We start from the raw sequence: 18,904 nt of genomic DNA, 5'->3' as shown, positions 1-18,904 counted from the left end.
GGACGCTTGAGCAATTTGAGGGCTCCGCGCCCGGCGCGCTTGCCCAATCAGACGACGGAGAATATGAAAACCAGACCCGCAGACTCTCGTTATGAATAAGGGAGCCTCGGGGGGCAGGTCAAAACTTCACCCCGAAAAGGCGACTGTTTCCAAAAACTGAAAATGTTGGAAATCGTGGAAGCAGGCGCGGACGGGTAGTTACGCAGGCTTTCGACCATCGCATTTCAGGATAATTCGCCTCTGGTCAATGTTGAGATGCGCAGCAAAAGAAAAAACATTGCAATCGCCAACCCTTATCCATGCCTCCCAAATTGGGATATTGGAAAATCCATGCACTCGGTGGATTTTGTCCATTAGTACAGCTGAGCCGCCATTGCTGTTCGATCGAAACGATGATTGAAAATTTGGCGAGCCGTGGAGGACTCGAACCCCCGACCTGAGAATTAGAAGTTCCCTGCTCTAATCCAGCTGAGCTAACGGCCCGCTCTTCTTTCGGCTGTATCAGCCAAATCCCCCGCCTTGTCAACTTGGTAGCGAGATGGGATGCCTACCCGAAAATTTTCCACCAATTTCAGGTGCATCACTGCACATGGTAGATAATAGGGTGCTATTTGTGCTCTATCCAGTTGAGCTAAGGGACCGCTGAGGACCAGTTACGACACCCGCAATGCAAGGGTCAAGGCGCGGCTTGCAGGTCCAGATGCATAAAGACGGACCAGGGATCTTCACTGTAGTCCCCAAAGGGCGGGCACTCCGAAAATCCGTAGCTTTCATAAAGCTTTCGCGCCGGGAGGAACTCTGGGGTAGAGCCGGTCTCCAGGTAAATGCCAGAGGCGCTGTCCTGGCGGGCAAGCTTCAGGAGATGGTCCAGAATGGCCCTGCCCGCGCCACTGCCGCGGGCCTCAGAGAGCGTGTGCATCGATTTCAGCTCACGGGTGTTATCCGCCAGCCGCTTCAGCGCGCCCATACCGATCGCCTGACCATCACGGCGCAGCAGGAAGAACTGCACGTCCGGACCTTCAAGACCACTGCCGTCCAGCGCGTGACAGCTCTCTTCCGGAGATTGCGCGGCCATCTGATCCAGGTGGCGCCGGATCAGAACCGCCGCATCGGGATCCGAAGGACGGGCCGGTACAATCACAGTTTCGGGCATCTTTGGTTCTGTAAGTCGGGGCAAAGTTGTTTCCACGTGGCAAAAAATTTAACATGATTTCAAAGCCTTATTTTACGCCTTTCCTCCCTCGGAGCAAGGATGCCGCGAGAATAGGGGCAAGATCCCGCGAACACCCTGAAATAGAAAAAGAAAAGCCATGCGAAGCGGGCTCCATCTCAAGATTTGCGGGGGTAGGTCAGGCTGCGTTTTTCGCGAAAACCAAGGGGACAACATCTACAAGGAGTAATCCAATCCCTTGCTTGCGTGGATGTCGGAATGCCGGGATGTTTCCGTTGAGAATTTCGGAAAACAGGTACTCAAATCGGACGCCCCCACGCTGGCAAGCATAAAAGATCGGATGCAAATCGCCGGTTCGCCGGACACCGGTGTTGTCGGCGAACCGGCGATTTTTGCCAGTAGCTCATCAAGCTGCGATCGACCAAAGAAGACGTGCCGAACCCAGCCGCGTTCCGTCCTTAGGGTCAGCGGGAGGACAATTCCTCCGAGAGAGAGAACTTCAATTTGCCGTTTCGTTGCGCCGAGATATTCGGGGAGATCGCAAAGGGGGATCGCGGTCTGGAACGCCTCAACCATCGAAACCGTAGTGACTGCGTCAAATACCATTTTCCCGCTTCCAGGTAGCTTACGACACGGGTAGAGGCTTCGAGCGGGAATACGCGCTGTCTTACACGAAGGGCAGGTTTGGGCCAAATGTAACGCCAGTATTTCTCCAGCCGAATATTGCCGAGGCCAATCAGATGCAGGAATTTGCCCAAACCTTGACTTGTTCTGCGAGCTTAAGGAGTTGGTCCTCAAGCGTCGTGCCTGTCACCCGTTTACGGGGCTTCAGGTCATGATCGCCGTCTTCCAGCCAGTGCAGGGTCACGGCATTGGACAGATCGTATTCCTGCACCTCTTCCCGCGTGCCGAATGGGTCGCGGGTGCCTTGGCAGATGAGGGTTGGACAAGTGATCTCGGCAAGGTTCTCACCACGTCGATTGCCGGGCTTCTTCGGCGGATGGAACGGGAAGCCGAGGCACAGCATGCCTTTGATCCGCCCCGCGTCATAAAGGTCCTGAGCGATCAGGCTGGCCACGCGGCCGCCCATGCTTTTCCCACCAATGATTAGCGGACCATCGCAGCCAAGCGCATCAATGGCGGCGAGGAATTCTGGCGCGTAGGTGTCGGCCTTTGCCGGTGGGCGTTTAGAGCCGCCAGTGCGACGGGCGGACATGTAGCTGAACTCAAAGCGGGCGACGCGGAAGCCTTGGGCATCCAGCCCTTCGGCAACCGTATCCATCCAAGGGGTGTCCATCGCTGCGCCAGAACCATGGGCCAGAAGGATCGTGGTTCGCCCCGTTTCGTCTCCGTTCAGCAGGAAATCCATCGTGCCCTCCTACGAGATCAGGCTGCGGCGAGATCAGGCTGCGGCGCCTGTGCGCTTAGCCTCTTCGACGGCCAGTGCGGCCATCTTCAGAGCTGCCTCACGGCTGCTGGCAACCGCGATGAACCGTCCGTTGTGACAGAACTTTGCGCCTTTGACGCTGCTGGCTTCTTCCAATGCCTCGTCGGTCAGGCCAGCCCATGCGGCGGGCAGATCGGCGCGTTGTTCAAAGCTGTCACCGCTGATGCGAATACCGCCGATGGACCAGTCGTTGTCACGCGGGGCCACCACAAACAGCAGGTGGTCGGCGCCGGTCGCCTCAATGGCCGAGCGGAAGGGCATGCCCATGGGCAACTCCAGAATGCGCGAGGTGCCAGCATCGTGGATCGCCTTGATGACCATGGATTCGGCACGACGCTTGGCAGCTTTCTTGGTGATCGACGCCTCGACAAACGCCCGTGCGATCGGCAGCGCCTCTGCGAAGGCTTCATCATCCGCGTCCGCGCTGCGGTTGTCGAAGACGGGCTTCAGGCTTTCCAACAGGACCGAGAGGGTCAAAGGCGTCAGCGGACCTGCGACCGAAGGGTTCATCGCGCCGTTGTCGATCAGATCGATGGGCAGGACAAAGCTCTGCTCAAAGCTGGCGTGGATGTCTTCCAGATCGGCCTCGGGGATCTCCAAAGCGCGGAGGTAGTCAAGGCCGTAATGCTTCCAGATCAGACCGAAGGAACTGTAGGGCTGTTCGTCCTCACGCAGGGGATTGGGGCGCTGGTGGTGGTCAAAAATACCCGCCTCAGCGTCATAATCGCGGCCGACATCATAGATGATCTTGCCCTCACCGGGGGTGATCCACGCGGCGTCACGGGTGCGCACCACCTCGGCCTGCGGGAACAGGCGGGTCAGGATGACCGAGGAAAGAAGTTCGTCCGCGTGAAAACCGCCATTGTGGGTGACGAGGTGGGTAATGATCATGATGGGCACTCTGGCAGATCTGGAAATACAACGGGCGACCGGTTGGGTCGCCCTGAGGAAATCGTGTTCGGGGGGGATTTCGGCGGCGACGCGACGAGCATCAACATGCTGTGCGCCGCGCTCACCAGTATCTAAATCCGGGGCTCCGCGAAATCTTTGCACCGATTCCGCGACAACCTTGCCCCGATTTACACCCTCAGTGGGTCCAGGGACCGCGCCGGTTGGTGGCGAAGTTGTCGCCATAGCCGCCGGGGCGGATGTTGGTCTTGCGGGTCTTCGGTTCGACCACCTCGGCGGTGATGCCGTGATCCTTGGCGTATTCCAGCGCCTCTTCCTTGCTGTCAAAACGCAGGCGGACCTGGCTTTGGGTATCGGCAGAGGAGGTCCAGCCCATCAGAGGATCAACCTCGCGGGCGCTTGCGGGTGCAAACTCCAGAACCCATTTCCGCGTCTTGGCCATGCCCGAGGTCATGGCGTTTCTCGCTGGCCGGTAAATACGCGCTTGCATTGCAGTCTCCTACTCATCCGATGCTGCCTATATGCGATGATACGCGCGCTGCGGCAAGATCGATTTACCCTTAGTATTGCGACAATGCTAACCCGGTTGCCTGCTGCGCCTGCGCCGCAACAGCGGTTGGATCAGGCGGCGATAGCTGAGCGCCGCGCCGGTATAGGTCATCACCAGGGCAAATGCGGCCGCCAATCCCGCCAAAGTCTGCCCCAAGAGGCCAAAAACCTCTCCGGTGTGCAGGAACCGCAGGAATATCCGCGCCTGCTGACCCGCGCTGCGGTCAGAGAAGTCACTGCGGTCCAATACCGCCCCATCCCGGGCATCCATGGTCAGCGTTACCTGTTTCGTCGGCTGGCGGCCGGTACCGCTGTCGACGGTGATGCGGATTTTTTCTGCAAGCGGCAGCGCAACTTCCATCCGCTGCCAGTCCGGAATATTCGCGCTAGCCTGCAACAGCGCCAGATCCAGACCTGAAACCTCAGCCACGGCGTCCGACGCGCTCTGCCCGGCCCCTGCCCGCCGACGCAGTTGCACCGGTTCTTCGCCATAAAGGCGGAACACAAGATCGCTGGCCCAAGGGTAAGAAATCACCACGCCTGACACCGCAATCGCCAGCAGGGGCACAAGCGCCCAGAAGCCGAAGACATGGTGCCAGTTGTAATCGCGGGCCTTGCTGCTGGGCAGGCCTTTGCGAAACCACAGGTTCATGCGGACCATCCGCCATTTCCACGCCCGGGGCCACCAAAGGTAGAGGCCGCTGGCCAGAAGGAACAGAAAGCCAAGGTTCGCGGCCCCTGTCACCGCCCTGCCCAGATCGCGCCCATCGCCAGAGAGCGCAAACCAGCGGTGCAGATGTTCAACCGTGGAAAAGAATGCAGCGACTCCCGCCCCCTGTTCCGGCAGCAAATCGCCAGTGAATGGATCAAGAAACAGTGTGGAATTTCGCCCGACCTGCACGGCCACGGGGGCATCAGGATCTTTTGCAAAACGAAGCGCTGTCGCCCGCCCCCCTGTTTCAATCGCGGCGACGCCTGCCAGTTCATCCGCAGACAGCCTCTCTGTGCCCACTTCGGACACCGCGGGTGTCTGCGCCCAACGGGTGATCTGCACCTCATAGGTCAGCAACAGCCCCGTCAGTGACAGCATCAGCACCACAAGGGCAACCATCAGGCCGACCGTCAAATGACTCCAGAAAATAAGCTTCCGCATGGTTTTGTCCCCGGATCGTTTTACGCCACTCTTTCTGCAACGCAGCAGGCTGCAATCTCCGTCGCAGTGCCGTGCAATTTTTCGGGAACTTGCCCAGGACTTGCCCCTGCCCCCTTGATCTGGAACAAAAAGAGATCAAGTGTATGGCCGCCAGACTGAGGAGCGCCAATGCCCTACGCCCATTCCGACAAATCGCTGCCGATGATGACCGAACGCGAGGCCGTCCAGCGCCCCAAGCTGGAAGGTGGCAAGAGCTTTGTGATGAACACGGAGTTCAGCCCGGCCGGGGATCAGCCCACCGCAATTGCGGAGCTGAGCGCCGGCGTCAACGAAGGTGAGCGCAATCAGGTGCTCTTGGGCGCCACTGGTACGGGCAAGACCTTCACCATGGCCAAGGTGATCGAGGAAACCCAGCGCCCGGCCATCATTCTGGCCCCCAACAAGACGCTGGCGGCGCAGCTCTACGGTGAATTCAAGGGTTTCTTCCCGGAGAACTCGGTCGAGTATTTCGTATCCTTCTACGACTACTACCAGCCCGAGGCCTATGTGCCCCGCAGCGACACCTATATCGAGAAGGAAAGCCAGATCAACGAACAGATCGACCGGATGCGCCACTCGGCCACCCGGGCGCTTCTGGAGCGCGATGACGTGATCATCATCGCCTCGGTCTCCTGTATCTACGGTATCGGCAGCGTCGAGACCTACTCGGCAATGACCCAGGATCTGAAGGTCGGTGAGATGTACGACCAGCGGCAGGTGATGGCCGATCTGGTGGCCCAGCAGTACAAGCGCAACGATCAGGCGTTCCAGCGCGGCTCGTTCCGGGTGCGGGGAGACACGCTTGAGGTCTTCCCCGCACACCTTGAGGACCGCGCGTGGAAACTGTCGTTCTTTGGCGAGGAACTGGAGGCGATAACCGAATTCGATCCGCTAACCGGGGAGCGCACGGGGTCCTTCGATCAGATCCGGGTCTATGCGAACTCCCACTATGTGACGCCGAAACCGACGCTGAACCAGGCGGTTATCGAGATCAAGAAAGAGCTCCGGATGCGGCTGGATCAGCTGGTTGGCGACGGCAAGCTTCTGGAGGCGCAGCGGCTGGAGCAACGCACCAATTTCGACATTGAAATGCTGGAGGCCACCGGCCACTGCAACGGGATCGAGAACTACTCGCGCTATCTGACGGGCCGCGCGCCCGGCGAGCCGCCCCCTACCCTGTTTGAATTCATCCCTGACAACGCGATTGTCTTTGCTGACGAAAGCCACGTCTCGGTGCCGCAGATCGGCGCCATGTACAAGGGCGACCACCGGCGCAAGTTCACCCTGGCCGAACACGGCTTCCGGCTGCCTTCCTGCATGGACAACCGCCCGCTGAAGTTTGAGGAATGGGATGCAATGCGGCCGCAGTCGGTCTTTGTCTCGGCCACCCCCGCCGCGTGGGAACTGGAACAGGCTGGCGGCGTTTTTGCCGAACAGGTGATCCGACCCACGGGTCTGTTGGACCCAATGGTCGAAATCCGCCCCGTCGACATGCAGGTGGACGACCTGCTGGACGAGATCCGTAAGGTATCTGCCGATGGCTTCCGCACGCTGTGTACCGTTCTGACCAAGCGCATGGCCGAGGATCTGACCGAATACCTGCACGAGCAGGGTATCAAGGTGCGCTACATGCACAGCGACATCGACACGCTGGAGCGGATCGAGATCCTGCGCGATCTGCGGCTTGGGGCCTTTGACGTGCTGGTGGGGATCAACCTCTTGCGGGAGGGCCTTGATATTCCCGAATGCGGGTTGGTGGCCATTCTGGATGCCGATAAGGAAGGTTTCCTGCGCTCTGAAACCTCGCTGATCCAGACCATCGGCCGCGCGGCGCGGAATGCCGATGGCCGGGTGATCATGTATGCCGACCGCATTACCGGATCGATGGAGCGGGCCATCGGAGAAACCGACCGCCGCCGCGCCAAGCAGATCGCCTATAACGAGGAACACGGCATCACGCCGGAAACCGTCAAGAAGAACGTCGAGGACGTCATGGCGGGTCTCTACCAGGGCGATGTGGACATGAACCGCGTCACCGCCAATATCGACAAGCCGATGCATGGAGCCAATCTCGAAGCCCACCTCAACGGGCTGCGGGAGCAGATGCGCAAGGCCGCCGAGAATCTGGAGTTCGAGGAAGCCGCCCGCCTGCGGGACGAGGTCAAACGGCTGGAGGCCGTGGATCTGGCGGTCTCAGACGATCCGCTGGCCCGCCAATCCGCCGTCGATGCGGCTGCTGAGGCTGCGGTGAAAACCCGCGGCAGGTCCACGGCGGGCAAGCCAGGACAACGCGGCGGCAATGTGAAACGAAAATGGAAGTGATCTGAGCCTGTTCAGATCCTGTGCAGGGGACTGCAAGACGTCCCCTGTCCCGGTTTGCCTCCTTGCCTGACCATCATTCTGTGTTAGCCTGACATTGGTACACAGGAGTTTTGTTTATGAGTATTTTTCGCGTTGCCACCCTCGGTCTGTTTTTGGTCTCTGCCGGAGCGCTTCACGCTGGCGGCGATGCAGGTTACGGAGGCAGCGGGTCCTCTGTCGGCCTGTCCGCAGCAACAAGCAAAAGCGTCGCCAATACCCTATCGCGGGGCTTCAGCCGCTGCGAGAATGTCGATTGGGTCTACCGCTACGATTGCTACCGGCTGGTTTACAAACGGTCTGGCGACAAACTGCGCGGCAACACGGCCTATTCCGAAGCGCAGAAGGCGCTGGACCTTGTCGAGAACACCCTTAGCGCTGCGATTGCCAAGAACCGCGATCCGGGTACGAAACCCAAACGTCGTGGGTTTGAGGTATACACTCCGGTCAAACCCTCTGCCCTGCCGAGGATGAAACAACAGACGCGGAAGGCGATCCAGCAAGCCGAAACCATCCTGCTGCGGGCGCCAGAGGAAAAACAGGTCTATTATGCCCGCATTGCCGACGCGCTGAATTCCAACAAGGCGCTGCTCCGCTCCGCTCTGTTGAAGGGCGTACAGCCGGGCAGCACAGCCGTGCGGCTGGCCGCCGTGGCTTTGCACCGTTTGGTCGGGCTGGCTGGATGATCAGACCTGTCGATCCGGTTAGGCATCGGATCAAAACAGATCGGGGGCACGATACACGCGCCCCCGTTCTCACTTCTGAAAGTTCAGGAATTACCGTTCCAGATCACCTCAGCGTACCACATGCACGGCGCAACCGGCGTGCCGCACCACCTGCGCCGCGGTCGAGCCCAAGAGCAGATCCTGCATGCCCGGACGGTGCGACGCGATAATGATCAGATCGGGGTTGTTCTGCTCGGCCCAATCGAGGATCGACCGCCCCGAATGCCCTTCAATGACCAGACCTTTGGCATTGGGCAGGGTATCCGCCAGTGCCGACAGCTCGCTTTCCAGCGCGGCGCGGGCCTCGGCCATGTAATCGGCCGGCATATAGGTGATCGCGTAGGACGGGATCTGTTCCACCACATGCAGCAGGGTGATCTTTGCCTCAGGCGTCGCCAAGAGGCGCGCCAGTTTCAAAGGCGCGGATACATCGCGGTCAGGGTCAAAGGAAATCGGTACAAGAATATTGTGATACATTGGGTCCTCCAGTCATTCGGGCTTGGGGACAACATGCCCGGCGCGTGCCCCCAAGGCCTTGATCCATATCAGTCTATTTGCAGATCTCAGTCAAAGGTGGCGGCAACTTCGTACATCACCGGTTCGAAACTGCGGCACAGGGCGCTGATCTGGCGGTTGCGTTCACGCATTTCCTCCGAGCGCAGCATCGCCATGAAATCCTCGCGCCGTTTCCACTGGGAATAGTTTGCGATCCGGGTTTGCGCATCATTCACATGCAGCCCCGCCGCAATGAACCCTGGCTGCCGGGAAATGAAATTGTCATAGGCGTCTGTCAGCGCATCCAGCAGATCCTGACAGGTTCCCGGTGTCATTTCAAAAGTGGTGACGACCGTCTGAATATCGGCCGTTTTGGAAATTGTCGGCATCGTTTCCTCCCGTGATTGGCCCTGAACACCTCCACCCTACGACGATTTTGCCGCAAACAAGACTGTTTTCCGCGTGCAACTTGAGTTTGTGGCAAAAACATCCAAAGGTAGATTCAAAGTCAGCAAAGCAACCCAAGGGAGTTTCAATTGCGGATCTGGATCCTCTCCTGCCTGTTCAGCCTGCTTCTGGCGCCGCCCACGCTGGCCGGGGCTTGGCTGCGTCAGACAGGCCAGGGTTTTGTTGCCGCCAGCGCCACCCTGCGGCAAACCGAGGATGGCACTCTGCGCCATGAGCTGGGGTATTTCGGGGAATACGGCTGGTCGCCGCGGCTGACCCTTGGGGTGGATCTGAACCAGAACGACCGGCAAACGGGCCACGCCCTGCTGTTTGCCCGGATCCCGCTGCTGCGCGGCCACAGTCGGCCTCGGTTTGCACTGACAGTCGCCGCTGGCGGCAGCCATCAGCATGGCCATTGGAGCCCCATGTCCCGCACCACCCTGTCTGTTGGCCATGAATTTACCACCGCCCGTGCCAGCGGCTGGATCTCTGTCGATGCCAGCTATGAATACCGCGCCTACGCCCCGGATCCGATATGGAAACTGGATGCCACCATCGGCCTCAATACCGGAAAGGCCTTTTCGCCGATGCTGCAGATCGAAACCTCCCGCAGCGTCGGGGCGCCATTGACCTATGCCATCACCCCAAGACTGCGCTACCGGACGGCACCCGGTCAGGAACTGGTTGTGGGGCTGGAGCACAAACAGGCCAACAGGCAGAGCCTTGGCCTGAAAATATCCCTGTGGCATAGGTTCTGAAACAGGCTCAGGACAACAATCCGATGACAGATCCAATCCGCCCCACCGATGACGAGGCGCGTAGCCTTGCCCGGTCACTGATGGAGAACGCACGTTTCGCCGCCCTGGGAGTCATTACCGAGGATGGCACACCGCTGGTCACGCGTGTGGCCTTTGGCCTGTCGCCAGAAGGGCATCCGATCAGCCTGATCTCGACCCTCTCCGCCCATACGCGTGCTTTGCAGAACAACGCGGCCTGTTCCTTTCTCGTCGGGGAGCCGGGTGACAAGGGTGATCCCCTGACGCATCCCCGGCTCAGCCTGCAGGGTCATGCGCAGTTCATCCCCAATACCGGCGAAGAACACGCCCGCCTGGCCGCGCATTACCTGCAGGACCACCCCAAGGCGAAGCTCTACATCGGGTTTGGCGATTTTGCCTTTGTCCGGCTGGACGTGACAGCAGGACATCTGAACGGCGGCTTTGGCAAGGCCTTTGTCCTGACCCCAGATGATCTGACACCCCCCGCCTGAGTGGCGCGCTAGCGGTCCACCCGCACGATCACCTGCACCTCTCCCTTGACCGCGTCCTGCCAGTTCAGCTTGACCCGGTCCTTACCGCTACCCTGCTCGACCTCGGCATAAGGCATGGCATAGCGTTTGCTGCCACCAGACGTGCTGATCGGCCCCAGAGCGGTAATCGCATCCACCTTGCGCGCGTGGCCTTCAAACGGCAGCTGCCCATCCGTGTCGATGGTCCAGGTCGTGGCGGCGCTGCCTTGGGTGTATTCCAGCCGCAGAGGACTGGCGGCGGGAGAGGTGATCCCGTGAAAGGTATTGCCTTCGAAAAAGACCATCTTGCTGCGGCTGAAATCCAGCCCGGAGAAACTGGTATCCACCCGTTCAGCCCGGTCTATGAATCCATTGATCGACCGGAACTTGTTGCCCGAGACCGTGACACCGTTCAGGAAATGCCCGGTGCCATAGGGTTTGACCACGATATAGCTGAACCAGGGCGCGACCTCACCAGACAGAAACACATTGTCAGTGATCGACAGGGCGCTGAAGGAAAAGCCTGAACTGAAATCCGGCGTCGGGTCCTGTTCATTCGTCCATTCGACAAAACAATTGTCGACGTAATTGTCGGACACGGTCGTCGAACAATAGGTATTCGTCAGCACCAGCCCGGCGGTGCGCACGCCATTGGCGATACTGTCACCCTGAAAGAAATGGTTGCCGATTACCGTATTATTCGCCCCGGCCAACAGCGCAAAATGGCGGAATTTGCTGGCACGGTTGTTGCGCAGCTTGGCATCATTGGCGTTGACGTTGATGGCCACGCTGCTCCGATCCGGCACATCAAGCGGCTCTTCGGCGGACAGGAACTGGCAATTGTCGACCAGAATGCCCTGACAGCCCGACCCGATCGAGGTGATCCCGCGATCCTTGGGCCTGGAGATGAAGCAATGATCGAGACTGAAGACGGTGCCCGCTGACGGCAGGCGCAGGGCGCTGCAATGGGAATTGCACTGCACCTCGACCTCGGTCATGCCAAATTTGCTGAGTTGGCTGAAGCCTGAGAAATCCAGCAGATACTTGAAGTCCTTGAAGGTGAAATTCTGCGTGCCCACCGCGTCATAAAGCGGCGCGTTCAGCGTCAGCTCGCCCGCGCCGGTGTTTTTGGCCCGCACGTAGATTTCGCGCCCCACCCCGCTGCCTTCGACCAATGCGCCAATGGGGATATTGGCGATATTCGCGACATTGCGCAGCCTGCGCGGATCGCTGCTGTCGTAGGTCGCCTGAGAGCTCACGGTTTCGGTATCCCAGGCCGCGCCGCCCACGGCGGAAAACTGACCGTTGCGGATCACCCGACGGGTGGCATAAGAGCTGCGGTTCGGCACCGCCGCCTGCATGTCGATCGGTTTAGTCACGGTGATCATGCGCCCCCGCAGATCCAGCGATTCATGATCCACGTTGTTGAGCAGCGCCTGAAATGCCTTCTTGAAGGCAAGCTCTTCGTCACCAAAGGCAGCGGCATAGGCGGGAAAATTGAAATTGCGCCGCATGAGCAGCATCTTGTCTGTCGGCATGGAGAGCGTGCCTTCGTACACCACCTCATTGTCCATCGACACCGTTTCGGCCAGATAGAATTCCCCTTCCGGCACCAGAACCCGGCGCCCGTCGGCGGCAGCATCGGCGGCTTCAAAGGCGGCTGCGTTGTCGTGAACCCCGTCCCCGATGGCGCCAAAATCCGTCACATCCACAAGGCTGATCATATCACGCAGAAAGGCGCTTGTGATATCGGTGATCTCGATATCGTCGATCCGCACAACGCCGCCATTGGGGCCAATCAGGTCCAGTCCGAAATGCCCGTGGTCGGCGGCAAGCCCCCAGGGCATGTCCACCCCACTGCGACTGCCGGTCCCGACGATGGCCGTGACTTCCACCACCTGCCCGTAGGACGCCAGCGTCGTGCTGGTTCCGGTTTCGACCACCCCGGACAGGTGGCTGTTATTGGCCTGCCCGGCCCAGCCCGCCACCCGCACAGTTGGAAGTGCGCCGCTGATCGCCTTGATACGCGCGCGAACCTGCAGGTAGCACCCCGGCAAGATCGGCGTCTGTCCCATGAAACGCAGCTTTTGCGTGTTGTCGAGCTTTTGTAGCTCAAGGCAGCCGCCAAAATCCGCATCCGCCGCCACGTAGGCCGCGTTCACCACCCCGTCATAAGTATCCGAGCCTGGCGTACCATTGCCGCTGGACCACTGATCCAGCCCTTCCTCGAAGGGTGAAGGCGTCAGTTGCAAGCCATCGGTGATCACCTTGTTCATGGGAAACCCTTTCCTATGCCACGACGCGCAAGCAGCGCAGATCGGAAAGGGTTTAGAATGTCCGGCTTAATCCGGCGTCAGACAGGCGCGCGCTGCCCCTGCACCGGGCCAGCCGCTCTGGCGAGAAACACTATGCGTTGCCTTGCGGCACTTTCAGGATTTGCACGGCGTTGATTTTCCAATCGCTGCCGCCCCCGACAACCTGATAATCCAGCAGGTGCAGCCGCCCGTCCTGATCTGTGATCAGCACCCGTTGCCAGAGGTTTCCAGCGATCTCCCGTAGCTGCAAATAGCGGATCCGGCTGGGGCTGAGAACCATGGGATAGCCGCGCTCGACCATCTGACCAAAGCGTTCGGGCGTGCCAAACAGGCTGCGGATGCGGGGGGAGGCAAAATCGAAGGCCCGAGTGATGTCATCGTCGCGAAACGCCTCGATCTGGGCCCCGATCACGCCAGTGATCCGGTCCCTGTCCTCTGCCCCCGCAGGCAGCGCCAGAAGCACCAGCGAAAACACAAAACTTGCAAACCTGAACATTGGCGACCTCCAACGATGCCTAGATGTGTTAGCTAGGCCAGGAATGCGGCAGGTCAAAAATTAGATGACAAGGGAGTAGCTTGCGGGCCGTCAAAAAAAGGGCGCCGCATTTGGCGCCCTTTCCATCTGTGTCTCGCGGTGACCTTCAGACCAGCTCGCCAGCCAGCGCTTTGTCGATCAGGGCCACGGTTTCTTCCACGCCGTAAAGGGCGACGAAGCCGCCAAAGCGCGGACCCTGGCTGGCGCCCAGCAGAACCTCATAAAGCGCCTTGAACCAGTCGCGCATGTTTTCCTTGCCGAAATGCTCGCGACCCACCTCAAAGACGATGCCTTGCAGCGCTTCGCCCGTGGTCTCTCCGTCCCAGGATGCCAGTTTGCCGCGGAATTCCTCCAGCGCCGCACGCTCGGCGTCGCTCGGCGCGCGGAACACTTTCTGCGGCTCGACGAAGTCTTCGTAGTATTTGACGGCAAAGCCCGCCGCCGCATCCAGATCGGGGTGGGTCTGCGGTGTCGCATCGGGTGCATAACGGCGGATAAAGCCCCAGAGCGTTTCCTTGTCATGTGCCGACGCCACCGAGGCCAGGTTCAGCAGCATCGAGAAAGGCACCACCATTTTGGATTCCGGCACGTCGCCGCCGTGGATGTGCCAAACCGGGTTGTTGAGCTGCCCCTTGAGATCCTGACCGTGGTAGGCCCGAAGCTGCTGATGGTATTCATCCATCGCCTTGGGGATCACGTCGAAATGCATCCGCTTGGCCGTTTTCGGCTTTTGATACATGAAATAGGCAAGGCTCTCGGAAGAGGCATAGGTCAGCCATTCGTCGATCGACACGCCATTGCCCGAGGTCTTGGAGATCTTCTGGCCGTTCTCGTCGAGGAACAGTTCATAAGTAAAATGTTCAGGCGCGCGCCAGCCCAGGATCCGGCAGATCTTGTCATAGATCGGCGTGTTGGTGCTGTGGTCCTTGCCGTACATTTCGAAATCAACTTCCAGCGCCGCCCAGCGCGCGCCGAAATCCGGTTTCCACTGCAGTTTCACGTTGCCGCCGGTGACCGGCAGGGTCCATTCCTTGCCGTCCTCATCGTCAAAGGTGATGCTGTGGTTTTCCGCATCCACCTTTTTCATCGGTACGTATAGAACGCGGCCGGTTTCCGGGTGGATCGGCAGGAAGATCGAATAGGTCTGGCGCCGTTCCTCGCGCAGAGATTTCAGCATGACCTCCATGATCTCGTCATAGCGTTCACAGGCACGCTTCAGGATCTCGTCAAACTGGCCCGAGCCATAGAATTCGGTCGCCGAGTAGAATTCATACTCGAACCCGAAGGTATCCAGGAACCGGCGCAGCATGGCATTGTTGTGGTGGCCAAAGCTGTCGTGGGTGCCAAAGGGATCGGGCACCGAGGTCAGCGGCTTTTGCAGGTGGTCGTGCAGGCTTTCGGCATTCGGGACATTGCCCGGCACCTTACGCATGCCGTCCAGATCGTCGGAAAAGCAGATCAGCTTGGTCGGGATGTCGGAGATCACCTCGAAGGCGCGCTTGATCATCGTGGTGCGCGCAACCTCGCCAAAGGTGCCGATATGAGGCAGACCCGAGGGGCCATAGCCGGTTTCAAACAGCACATAGCCCTTGTCCGGCGCGCCCTTGGCATAACGTTTGAGAATGCGGCGTGCTTCTTCAAACGGCCAGGCTTTGCTCGTCAGAGCGGTTTCGCGCAGTTCAGACATGTTGTTCTCCATCGGGGCCGCCAATCGGCCTATATCCGCTTTACCGGTATGCGTCTTGCATCCGGCCTCCTCCTCTATTGTGCCGGTGCGGCATAAGTCAATAAACACTGGCGCCAAACCCCGTTGCCCCGCGCAACAAAACCTGCCGGATCCGCCTGTCGGCGGCAAAACACCGCCCCGGGGGCCGACCTGCGGACCGGCATGGTTGCACCCGCAGAAAACCCCGCATATCGTCCGTGATGTACAGTGGTTTTACAAAAGGTTGCCCCCATGAGCGAGCAAGCCCCCCATCCGATGACGCCGCAGGATTGCCTCGTGGCGCTGATGGTGGCGATTTCGGCCTCGGACGAGAACATCCGCACCGCCGAGCTGGTCAAGATCCAATCCGCAGTCAACATGTTGCCGGTCTTTGCCGACTATGACATCGACCGGATCAACACGATCTCGCAGACCGTTTTCGACCTATTCGAGCAGGAGGACGGGCTGGACGCCCTGTTTGGCCTGATCCGGGACAACCTGCCAGAACGCCTGTTCGAAACCGCCTATGCGCTGGCCTGTGACGTGGCTGCTGCCGATGGCACGCTGGCGGAATCCGAGCTGCGCCTTTTGGAAGAAATGCGGTATGAGCTGAACATCGACCGCTTGCATGCCGCCGCCATTGAACGCGGCGCCCGCGCGCGGCACATGGTTTAGGCACGGCCCCACTTAGGACCCACACACAAGAACCTGCCCGCAGCAGCTTTATGCTCGGGACGTTCGCAAGCAAATTCTGACGGATTCTGACGGGCGCAAGGCGCGATACTCCACGCCCTGCGCCCCTTGACCATCACAGCATGGTATAATCCGTCAGGCCGAAATCTTCGATATCGCCATAGGTTCCAAGCAGCAGGCTGTTGCGCCCCCATTCCAGCAGGAACCCGCGGTCAAAGTATTCCCCGGCCCAGGGGCCTGAGCTGAACTCATCCTCCATATTGATAAAGGTGACCGTGATCTCTTTGCCGGTGCGGATGATCAAGTCGGCACCGTTGTTGTCAGTATCGTGGATCCAGTCGTGACCGGACCTCTTACCAAAGACAAAGGTATCGCGTCCGGCCGCGTCAACCATCTTGTCGTTTCCGCGGCCGCCGTTGACACGGTCATTGCCAGCGCCAGCTTCGATGTAATCATCGCCTCCACCGCCAAAGATCTTGTCGCGTCGCCCGTCCCAGTAGCCGACGTCGCCATAAATCTCATCATCCCCTCGACCGCCTTTCAGGGTGTCTTTTCCCAACCCGCCGCGGATGAAGTCGTTGCCGTTCCCCCCGCTCACGAAATCGCGCCCTTCACCGCTGAGGATCGTGTCGTCCCCGGCGCGGCCAAAGATTTTGTCCCGGCCATCCATATTGAACTGGGTGCCGTAGCCAAAGAACATCTGATCCGGGTCAATGACATCCACCGAGGGAACGCCGTTGTAAACCCAGCCATTTCCGTAAAGCAGTTCCTCTACGGTGCCATCAAAGCCACCGTTGTCCTCGAACTCCATCGCCTCGGTCAGATCGGTAACATCGATCCGTAGGCCCCGCATGTTGAAGATCTTGGCGGTCCCACCATCATCGGTCAGTTGCTCCACTTTGATGTGGCGAATCTCCCCGCCGGTAACCTCATCGCCCTGATAGGTGAAACCGACGCCCTTGATCGTCATCCGCAGGTCGAGCGGAAAGCCCGCAAACCCCAACTGCCCCTCAACGACCAGGGAGCGGTCAGTTGATGTCTTGATGGGGAAATCATCATTCCCGACGATTCCGTTGAAAAGATTGAAGATGTTATGCGCTTGGGCAAACCCCAACTCGTCTGCGTTCTGTCCCCAAGAAACCTTCGCACGCATTATTTCCACCCCTTAATACTGTCACCAGATTGAACTCTACACCTAGCTACCGCTAACAGATCGATGGATTTGTTCCAAGTATTGCGCCTCGCCTCCATTTCGCCGACCGATGGCTCAAATAGAAAATCAGCGACTCAAACCGGATAACGCGTTCAGACGGCTGAAAACTTAGGCGATTACCTTTGCCGACCGTTGCACGGCAGGCATACACAAAAGCAGCATAGCGAATTAACAGCCGTAAAAAATTCGCAAAAGTTAATGGAACCGCCCGCGGCTACTGCAACCATAAGGATTGCAAAACACTTCGGAAGATCCTGAAAAGATTGTTTATCCTTCCGTTGCACCGAAAATTTTGAAAAACACGCCCACACCTCAAATCGTTTATTGATTGCAACAATTCAACGTTTTGCACGTCTCGACAGACCCTTTTTCCTGCCGATTACTAAGGCAAGAGTTATTATGTGAGGACGATTTGATGTTGAAAATTATCAAGCCCCGAACTCGGCGGGAAAGAAAGTTCGAAGAACAGCAGGCGGTTCTGGACGTCATCGACAGGACACAGGCCGTTATCGAGTTTGCGACAGACGGCACAATCCTAAAAGCAAACAAGAATTTCCTCGAAACCCTGGGCTATGAACTCAGCGAGATCGAAGGGCATCATCATTCGATGTTCGTCAAGCCGGAAGACGCGCAATCGGCGGATTATGCGACCTTCTGGTCGGGATTGGCATCGGGGGAATATTATTCGGACCGCTTCGAACGAGTTTCGAAATCCGGCGAACCTGTCTGGATACAGGCAACCTATGCGCCCGTATTCGACTCTGAAGGCAAGGTGCGCAAAGTCATCAAGATTGCCACCGACGTGTCCGATGCCAGCGCCCGCCAGGAAGCCATGGATGGCATCCTTGCCGGGCTTGAGGCCATCAGCCAGGGCGATCTGCGGCACCGGGTCGAGGTATCAGACATCAAAGAACTGAGCACCCTCGGCACCACCTTCAATGCGGCCATCGAAAAACTGGAGCAAGTGGTTCTATCGGTCAAACAGGTTGCATCGACAGTCTCCGCAGCCGCCGACGGGATCGAGGGCTCTTCAGGAGAACTGTCGTCACGCACGGAATCCCAGGCGGCGACATTGGAAGAAACTGCCGCCGCAGTGGAAGAGCTGTCATCAGCGGTCAATTCCTCGGCCAATCTGGCGCAGGATGTCAAAGGCATCGCAGATACGGCGCAGCGGACTGCTAAGGACAGCAATAAAGTCATGGACCGGGCCGTCGACGCGATGGAGGCGATCGAGCAATCCTCCGAGGAAATCGGAAGCATTGTGTCCCTCATTGACGACATTTCGTTTCAGACCAACCTTCTGGCTCTGAATGCCGCCGTCGAGGCCGCCCGTGCCGGAGAGGCAGGCAGGGGGTTTTCGGTGGTTGCGGCCGAGGTCCGAACGCTGGCCCAGCGCTCGGGCAGCGCTGCAGGGGAAATCAAAAAGCTGATCGAACGCAGCTCTTCGCAGGTGCATTCGGGTGTGGATGTCGTGGCACAGGTCGGCCAGGAACTTCAGACCATCATTGGCGGCGCATCGGACATCTCCGAACGCATCGGTCATATCGCCAGTGGCGCCAAGGAACAGGCCGCCGCCTTGCAAGAGATCAACGTTGGCATCGGTCAGCTTGATCAGGTCACGCAGCGCAATGCCGCAATGGTGGAAGAAACCAGCGCGGTCAGTCTGGACCTGTCGCACAACGCCCGGCTGCTGCAGCAGCGTGTCGCTACTTTCAAGGTCAGCGGTGACGCGGGGCAAGACACCGTCCGGGCTGTCCGAGCCACCCCGGAAACGCCCCTACAAACACACCGTCCGGCGGCCTGAGACGGGGGGAAAACCCTTCCCGAGCACTGGCTTTCTTCGACCCCCAACGAACAAACCGCGC

At 59.1% G+C, this 18,904-nt stretch carries 18 protein-coding genes and 1 tRNA gene; 6 read left to right on the top strand and 13 right to left on the bottom strand.

What is annotated here, in order from left to right; translation table 11 throughout:
- Positions 1-405: 405 nt before the first annotated feature.
- The 7 genes from SM766_RS04920 to SM766_RS04890 all read right to left on the bottom strand — a co-directional run bounded on the left by SM766_RS04920 (position 406) and on the right by SM766_RS04890 (position 5,229).
- A tRNA-Arg gene (locus SM766_RS04920) sits at positions 406-483 on the bottom strand.
- A gap of 193 nt (positions 484-676) precedes the next feature.
- Positions 677-1,153: a GNAT family N-acetyltransferase gene (locus tag SM766_RS04915; protein WP_368947109.1), complete on the bottom strand. Its 477-nt coding sequence runs from the start codon at positions 1,151-1,153 to the stop codon at positions 677-679.
- Between the two features lie 234 nt (positions 1,154-1,387).
- Complete coding sequence (locus SM766_RS04910; protein WP_368947108.1) at positions 1,388-1,777, bottom strand: hypothetical protein; 390 nt, start codon at positions 1,775-1,777, stop codon at positions 1,388-1,390.
- 130 nt (positions 1,778-1,907) lie between these two features.
- Positions 1,908-2,540, bottom strand: a complete 633-nt coding sequence (locus tag SM766_RS04905) for an alpha/beta family hydrolase (protein ID WP_368947107.1) — start codon at positions 2,538-2,540, stop codon at positions 1,908-1,910.
- A 33-nt stretch (positions 2,541-2,573) separates the two neighbouring features.
- Entirely contained in the window at positions 2,574-3,509 is a 936-nt protein-coding gene (locus SM766_RS04900; RefSeq protein ID WP_368947106.1) for an MYG1 family protein, read from the bottom strand.
- A gap of 196 nt (positions 3,510-3,705) precedes the next feature.
- The gene (locus SM766_RS04895; RefSeq protein WP_065270634.1) at positions 3,706-4,017 is read right to left on the bottom strand and encodes an ETC complex I subunit; all 312 of its coding nucleotides are present in this window, start codon (positions 4,015-4,017) and stop codon (positions 3,706-3,708) included.
- 87 nt (positions 4,018-4,104) lie between these two features.
- A complete protein-coding gene (locus SM766_RS04890) occupies positions 4,105-5,229 on the bottom strand; it encodes a PepSY-associated TM helix domain-containing protein (protein WP_368947105.1) in 1,125 nt (374 codons plus the stop codon).
- Positions 5,230-5,397: 168 nt separating this feature from the next.
- Here SM766_RS04890 and uvrB point away from each other — a divergent pair, with 168 nt between their 5' ends.
- Positions 5,398-7,590, top strand: coding sequence for an excinuclease ABC subunit UvrB (gene uvrB / locus SM766_RS04885; protein ID WP_368947104.1), 2,193 nt, complete (start codon positions 5,398-5,400; stop codon positions 7,588-7,590).
- Positions 7,591-7,706: 116 nt separating this feature from the next.
- Positions 7,707-8,312 carry a hypothetical protein gene (locus SM766_RS04880; RefSeq protein ID WP_368947103.1) on the top strand — a complete coding sequence of 202 codons (606 nt, stop codon included), beginning with the start codon at positions 7,707-7,709 and terminating at the stop codon, positions 8,310-8,312.
- A 108-nt stretch (positions 8,313-8,420) separates the two neighbouring features.
- Here SM766_RS04880 and SM766_RS04875 read toward each other — a convergent pair whose 3' ends face one another.
- Together SM766_RS04875 and SM766_RS04870 are read right to left on the bottom strand one after the other, a co-directional pair.
- Positions 8,421-8,828, bottom strand: a complete 408-nt coding sequence (locus SM766_RS04875; RefSeq protein WP_065270638.1) for a universal stress protein — start codon at positions 8,826-8,828, stop codon at positions 8,421-8,423.
- 86 nt (positions 8,829-8,914) lie between these two features.
- On the bottom strand, positions 8,915-9,235 hold the full coding sequence (locus SM766_RS04870; RefSeq protein ID WP_368947102.1) for an antibiotic biosynthesis monooxygenase family protein: 321 nt from the start codon (positions 9,233-9,235) through the stop codon (positions 8,915-8,917).
- 147 nt (positions 9,236-9,382) lie between these two features.
- On the opposite strand from SM766_RS04870, the gene SM766_RS04865 reads away from it, so the two are divergent.
- Entirely contained in the window at positions 9,383-10,051 is a 669-nt protein-coding gene (locus SM766_RS04865; RefSeq protein WP_368947101.1) for a hypothetical protein, read from the top strand.
- 23 nt (positions 10,052-10,074) lie between these two features.
- Complete coding sequence (locus SM766_RS04860) at positions 10,075-10,560, top strand: HugZ family pyridoxamine 5'-phosphate oxidase (RefSeq protein ID WP_368947100.1); 486 nt, start codon at positions 10,075-10,077, stop codon at positions 10,558-10,560.
- A gap of 8 nt (positions 10,561-10,568) precedes the next feature.
- Here SM766_RS04860 and SM766_RS04855 read toward each other — a convergent pair whose 3' ends face one another.
- From SM766_RS04855 to SM766_RS04845, 3 genes are all read right to left on the bottom strand, one after another.
- Positions 10,569-12,854 carry a right-handed parallel beta-helix repeat-containing protein gene (locus tag SM766_RS04855; protein WP_368947099.1) on the bottom strand — a complete coding sequence of 762 codons (2,286 nt, stop codon included), beginning with the start codon at positions 12,852-12,854 and terminating at the stop codon, positions 10,569-10,571.
- Between the two features lie 130 nt (positions 12,855-12,984).
- Complete coding sequence (locus tag SM766_RS04850) at positions 12,985-13,389, bottom strand: DUF4864 domain-containing protein (protein WP_368947098.1); 405 nt, start codon at positions 13,387-13,389, stop codon at positions 12,985-12,987.
- 145 nt (positions 13,390-13,534) lie between these two features.
- Positions 13,535-15,115 (bottom strand): lysine--tRNA ligase, encoded by a 1,581-nt coding sequence (locus SM766_RS04845; RefSeq protein WP_368947097.1) that lies wholly within the window; start codon positions 15,113-15,115, stop codon positions 13,535-13,537.
- A gap of 270 nt (positions 15,116-15,385) precedes the next feature.
- Between SM766_RS04845 and SM766_RS04840 the strand changes: the two genes are divergently transcribed.
- Positions 15,386-15,808, top strand: coding sequence for a tellurite resistance TerB family protein (locus SM766_RS04840; RefSeq protein WP_065270643.1), 423 nt, complete (start codon positions 15,386-15,388; stop codon positions 15,806-15,808).
- A 133-nt stretch (positions 15,809-15,941) separates the two neighbouring features.
- On the opposite strand, the gene SM766_RS04835 is transcribed toward SM766_RS04840, so the two are convergent.
- Positions 15,942-16,979: a calcium-binding protein gene (locus tag SM766_RS04835; protein WP_368947096.1), complete on the bottom strand. Its 1,038-nt coding sequence runs from the start codon at positions 16,977-16,979 to the stop codon at positions 15,942-15,944.
- 475 nt (positions 16,980-17,454) lie between these two features.
- Here SM766_RS04835 and SM766_RS04830 point away from each other — a divergent pair, with 475 nt between their 5' ends.
- Complete coding sequence (locus tag SM766_RS04830; protein ID WP_368947095.1) at positions 17,455-18,843, top strand: methyl-accepting chemotaxis protein; 1,389 nt, start codon at positions 17,455-17,457, stop codon at positions 18,841-18,843.
- Positions 18,844-18,904: the final 61 nt, after the last annotated feature.

This window comes from Pseudophaeobacter sp. A-200-2, from assembly GCF_041008815.1.
Taxonomy (GTDB): Bacteria; Pseudomonadota; Alphaproteobacteria; order Rhodobacterales; family Rhodobacteraceae; genus Phycobacter; species Phycobacter gallaeciensis_A.
This window is presented reverse-complemented; position numbering and strand designations above follow the sequence as displayed.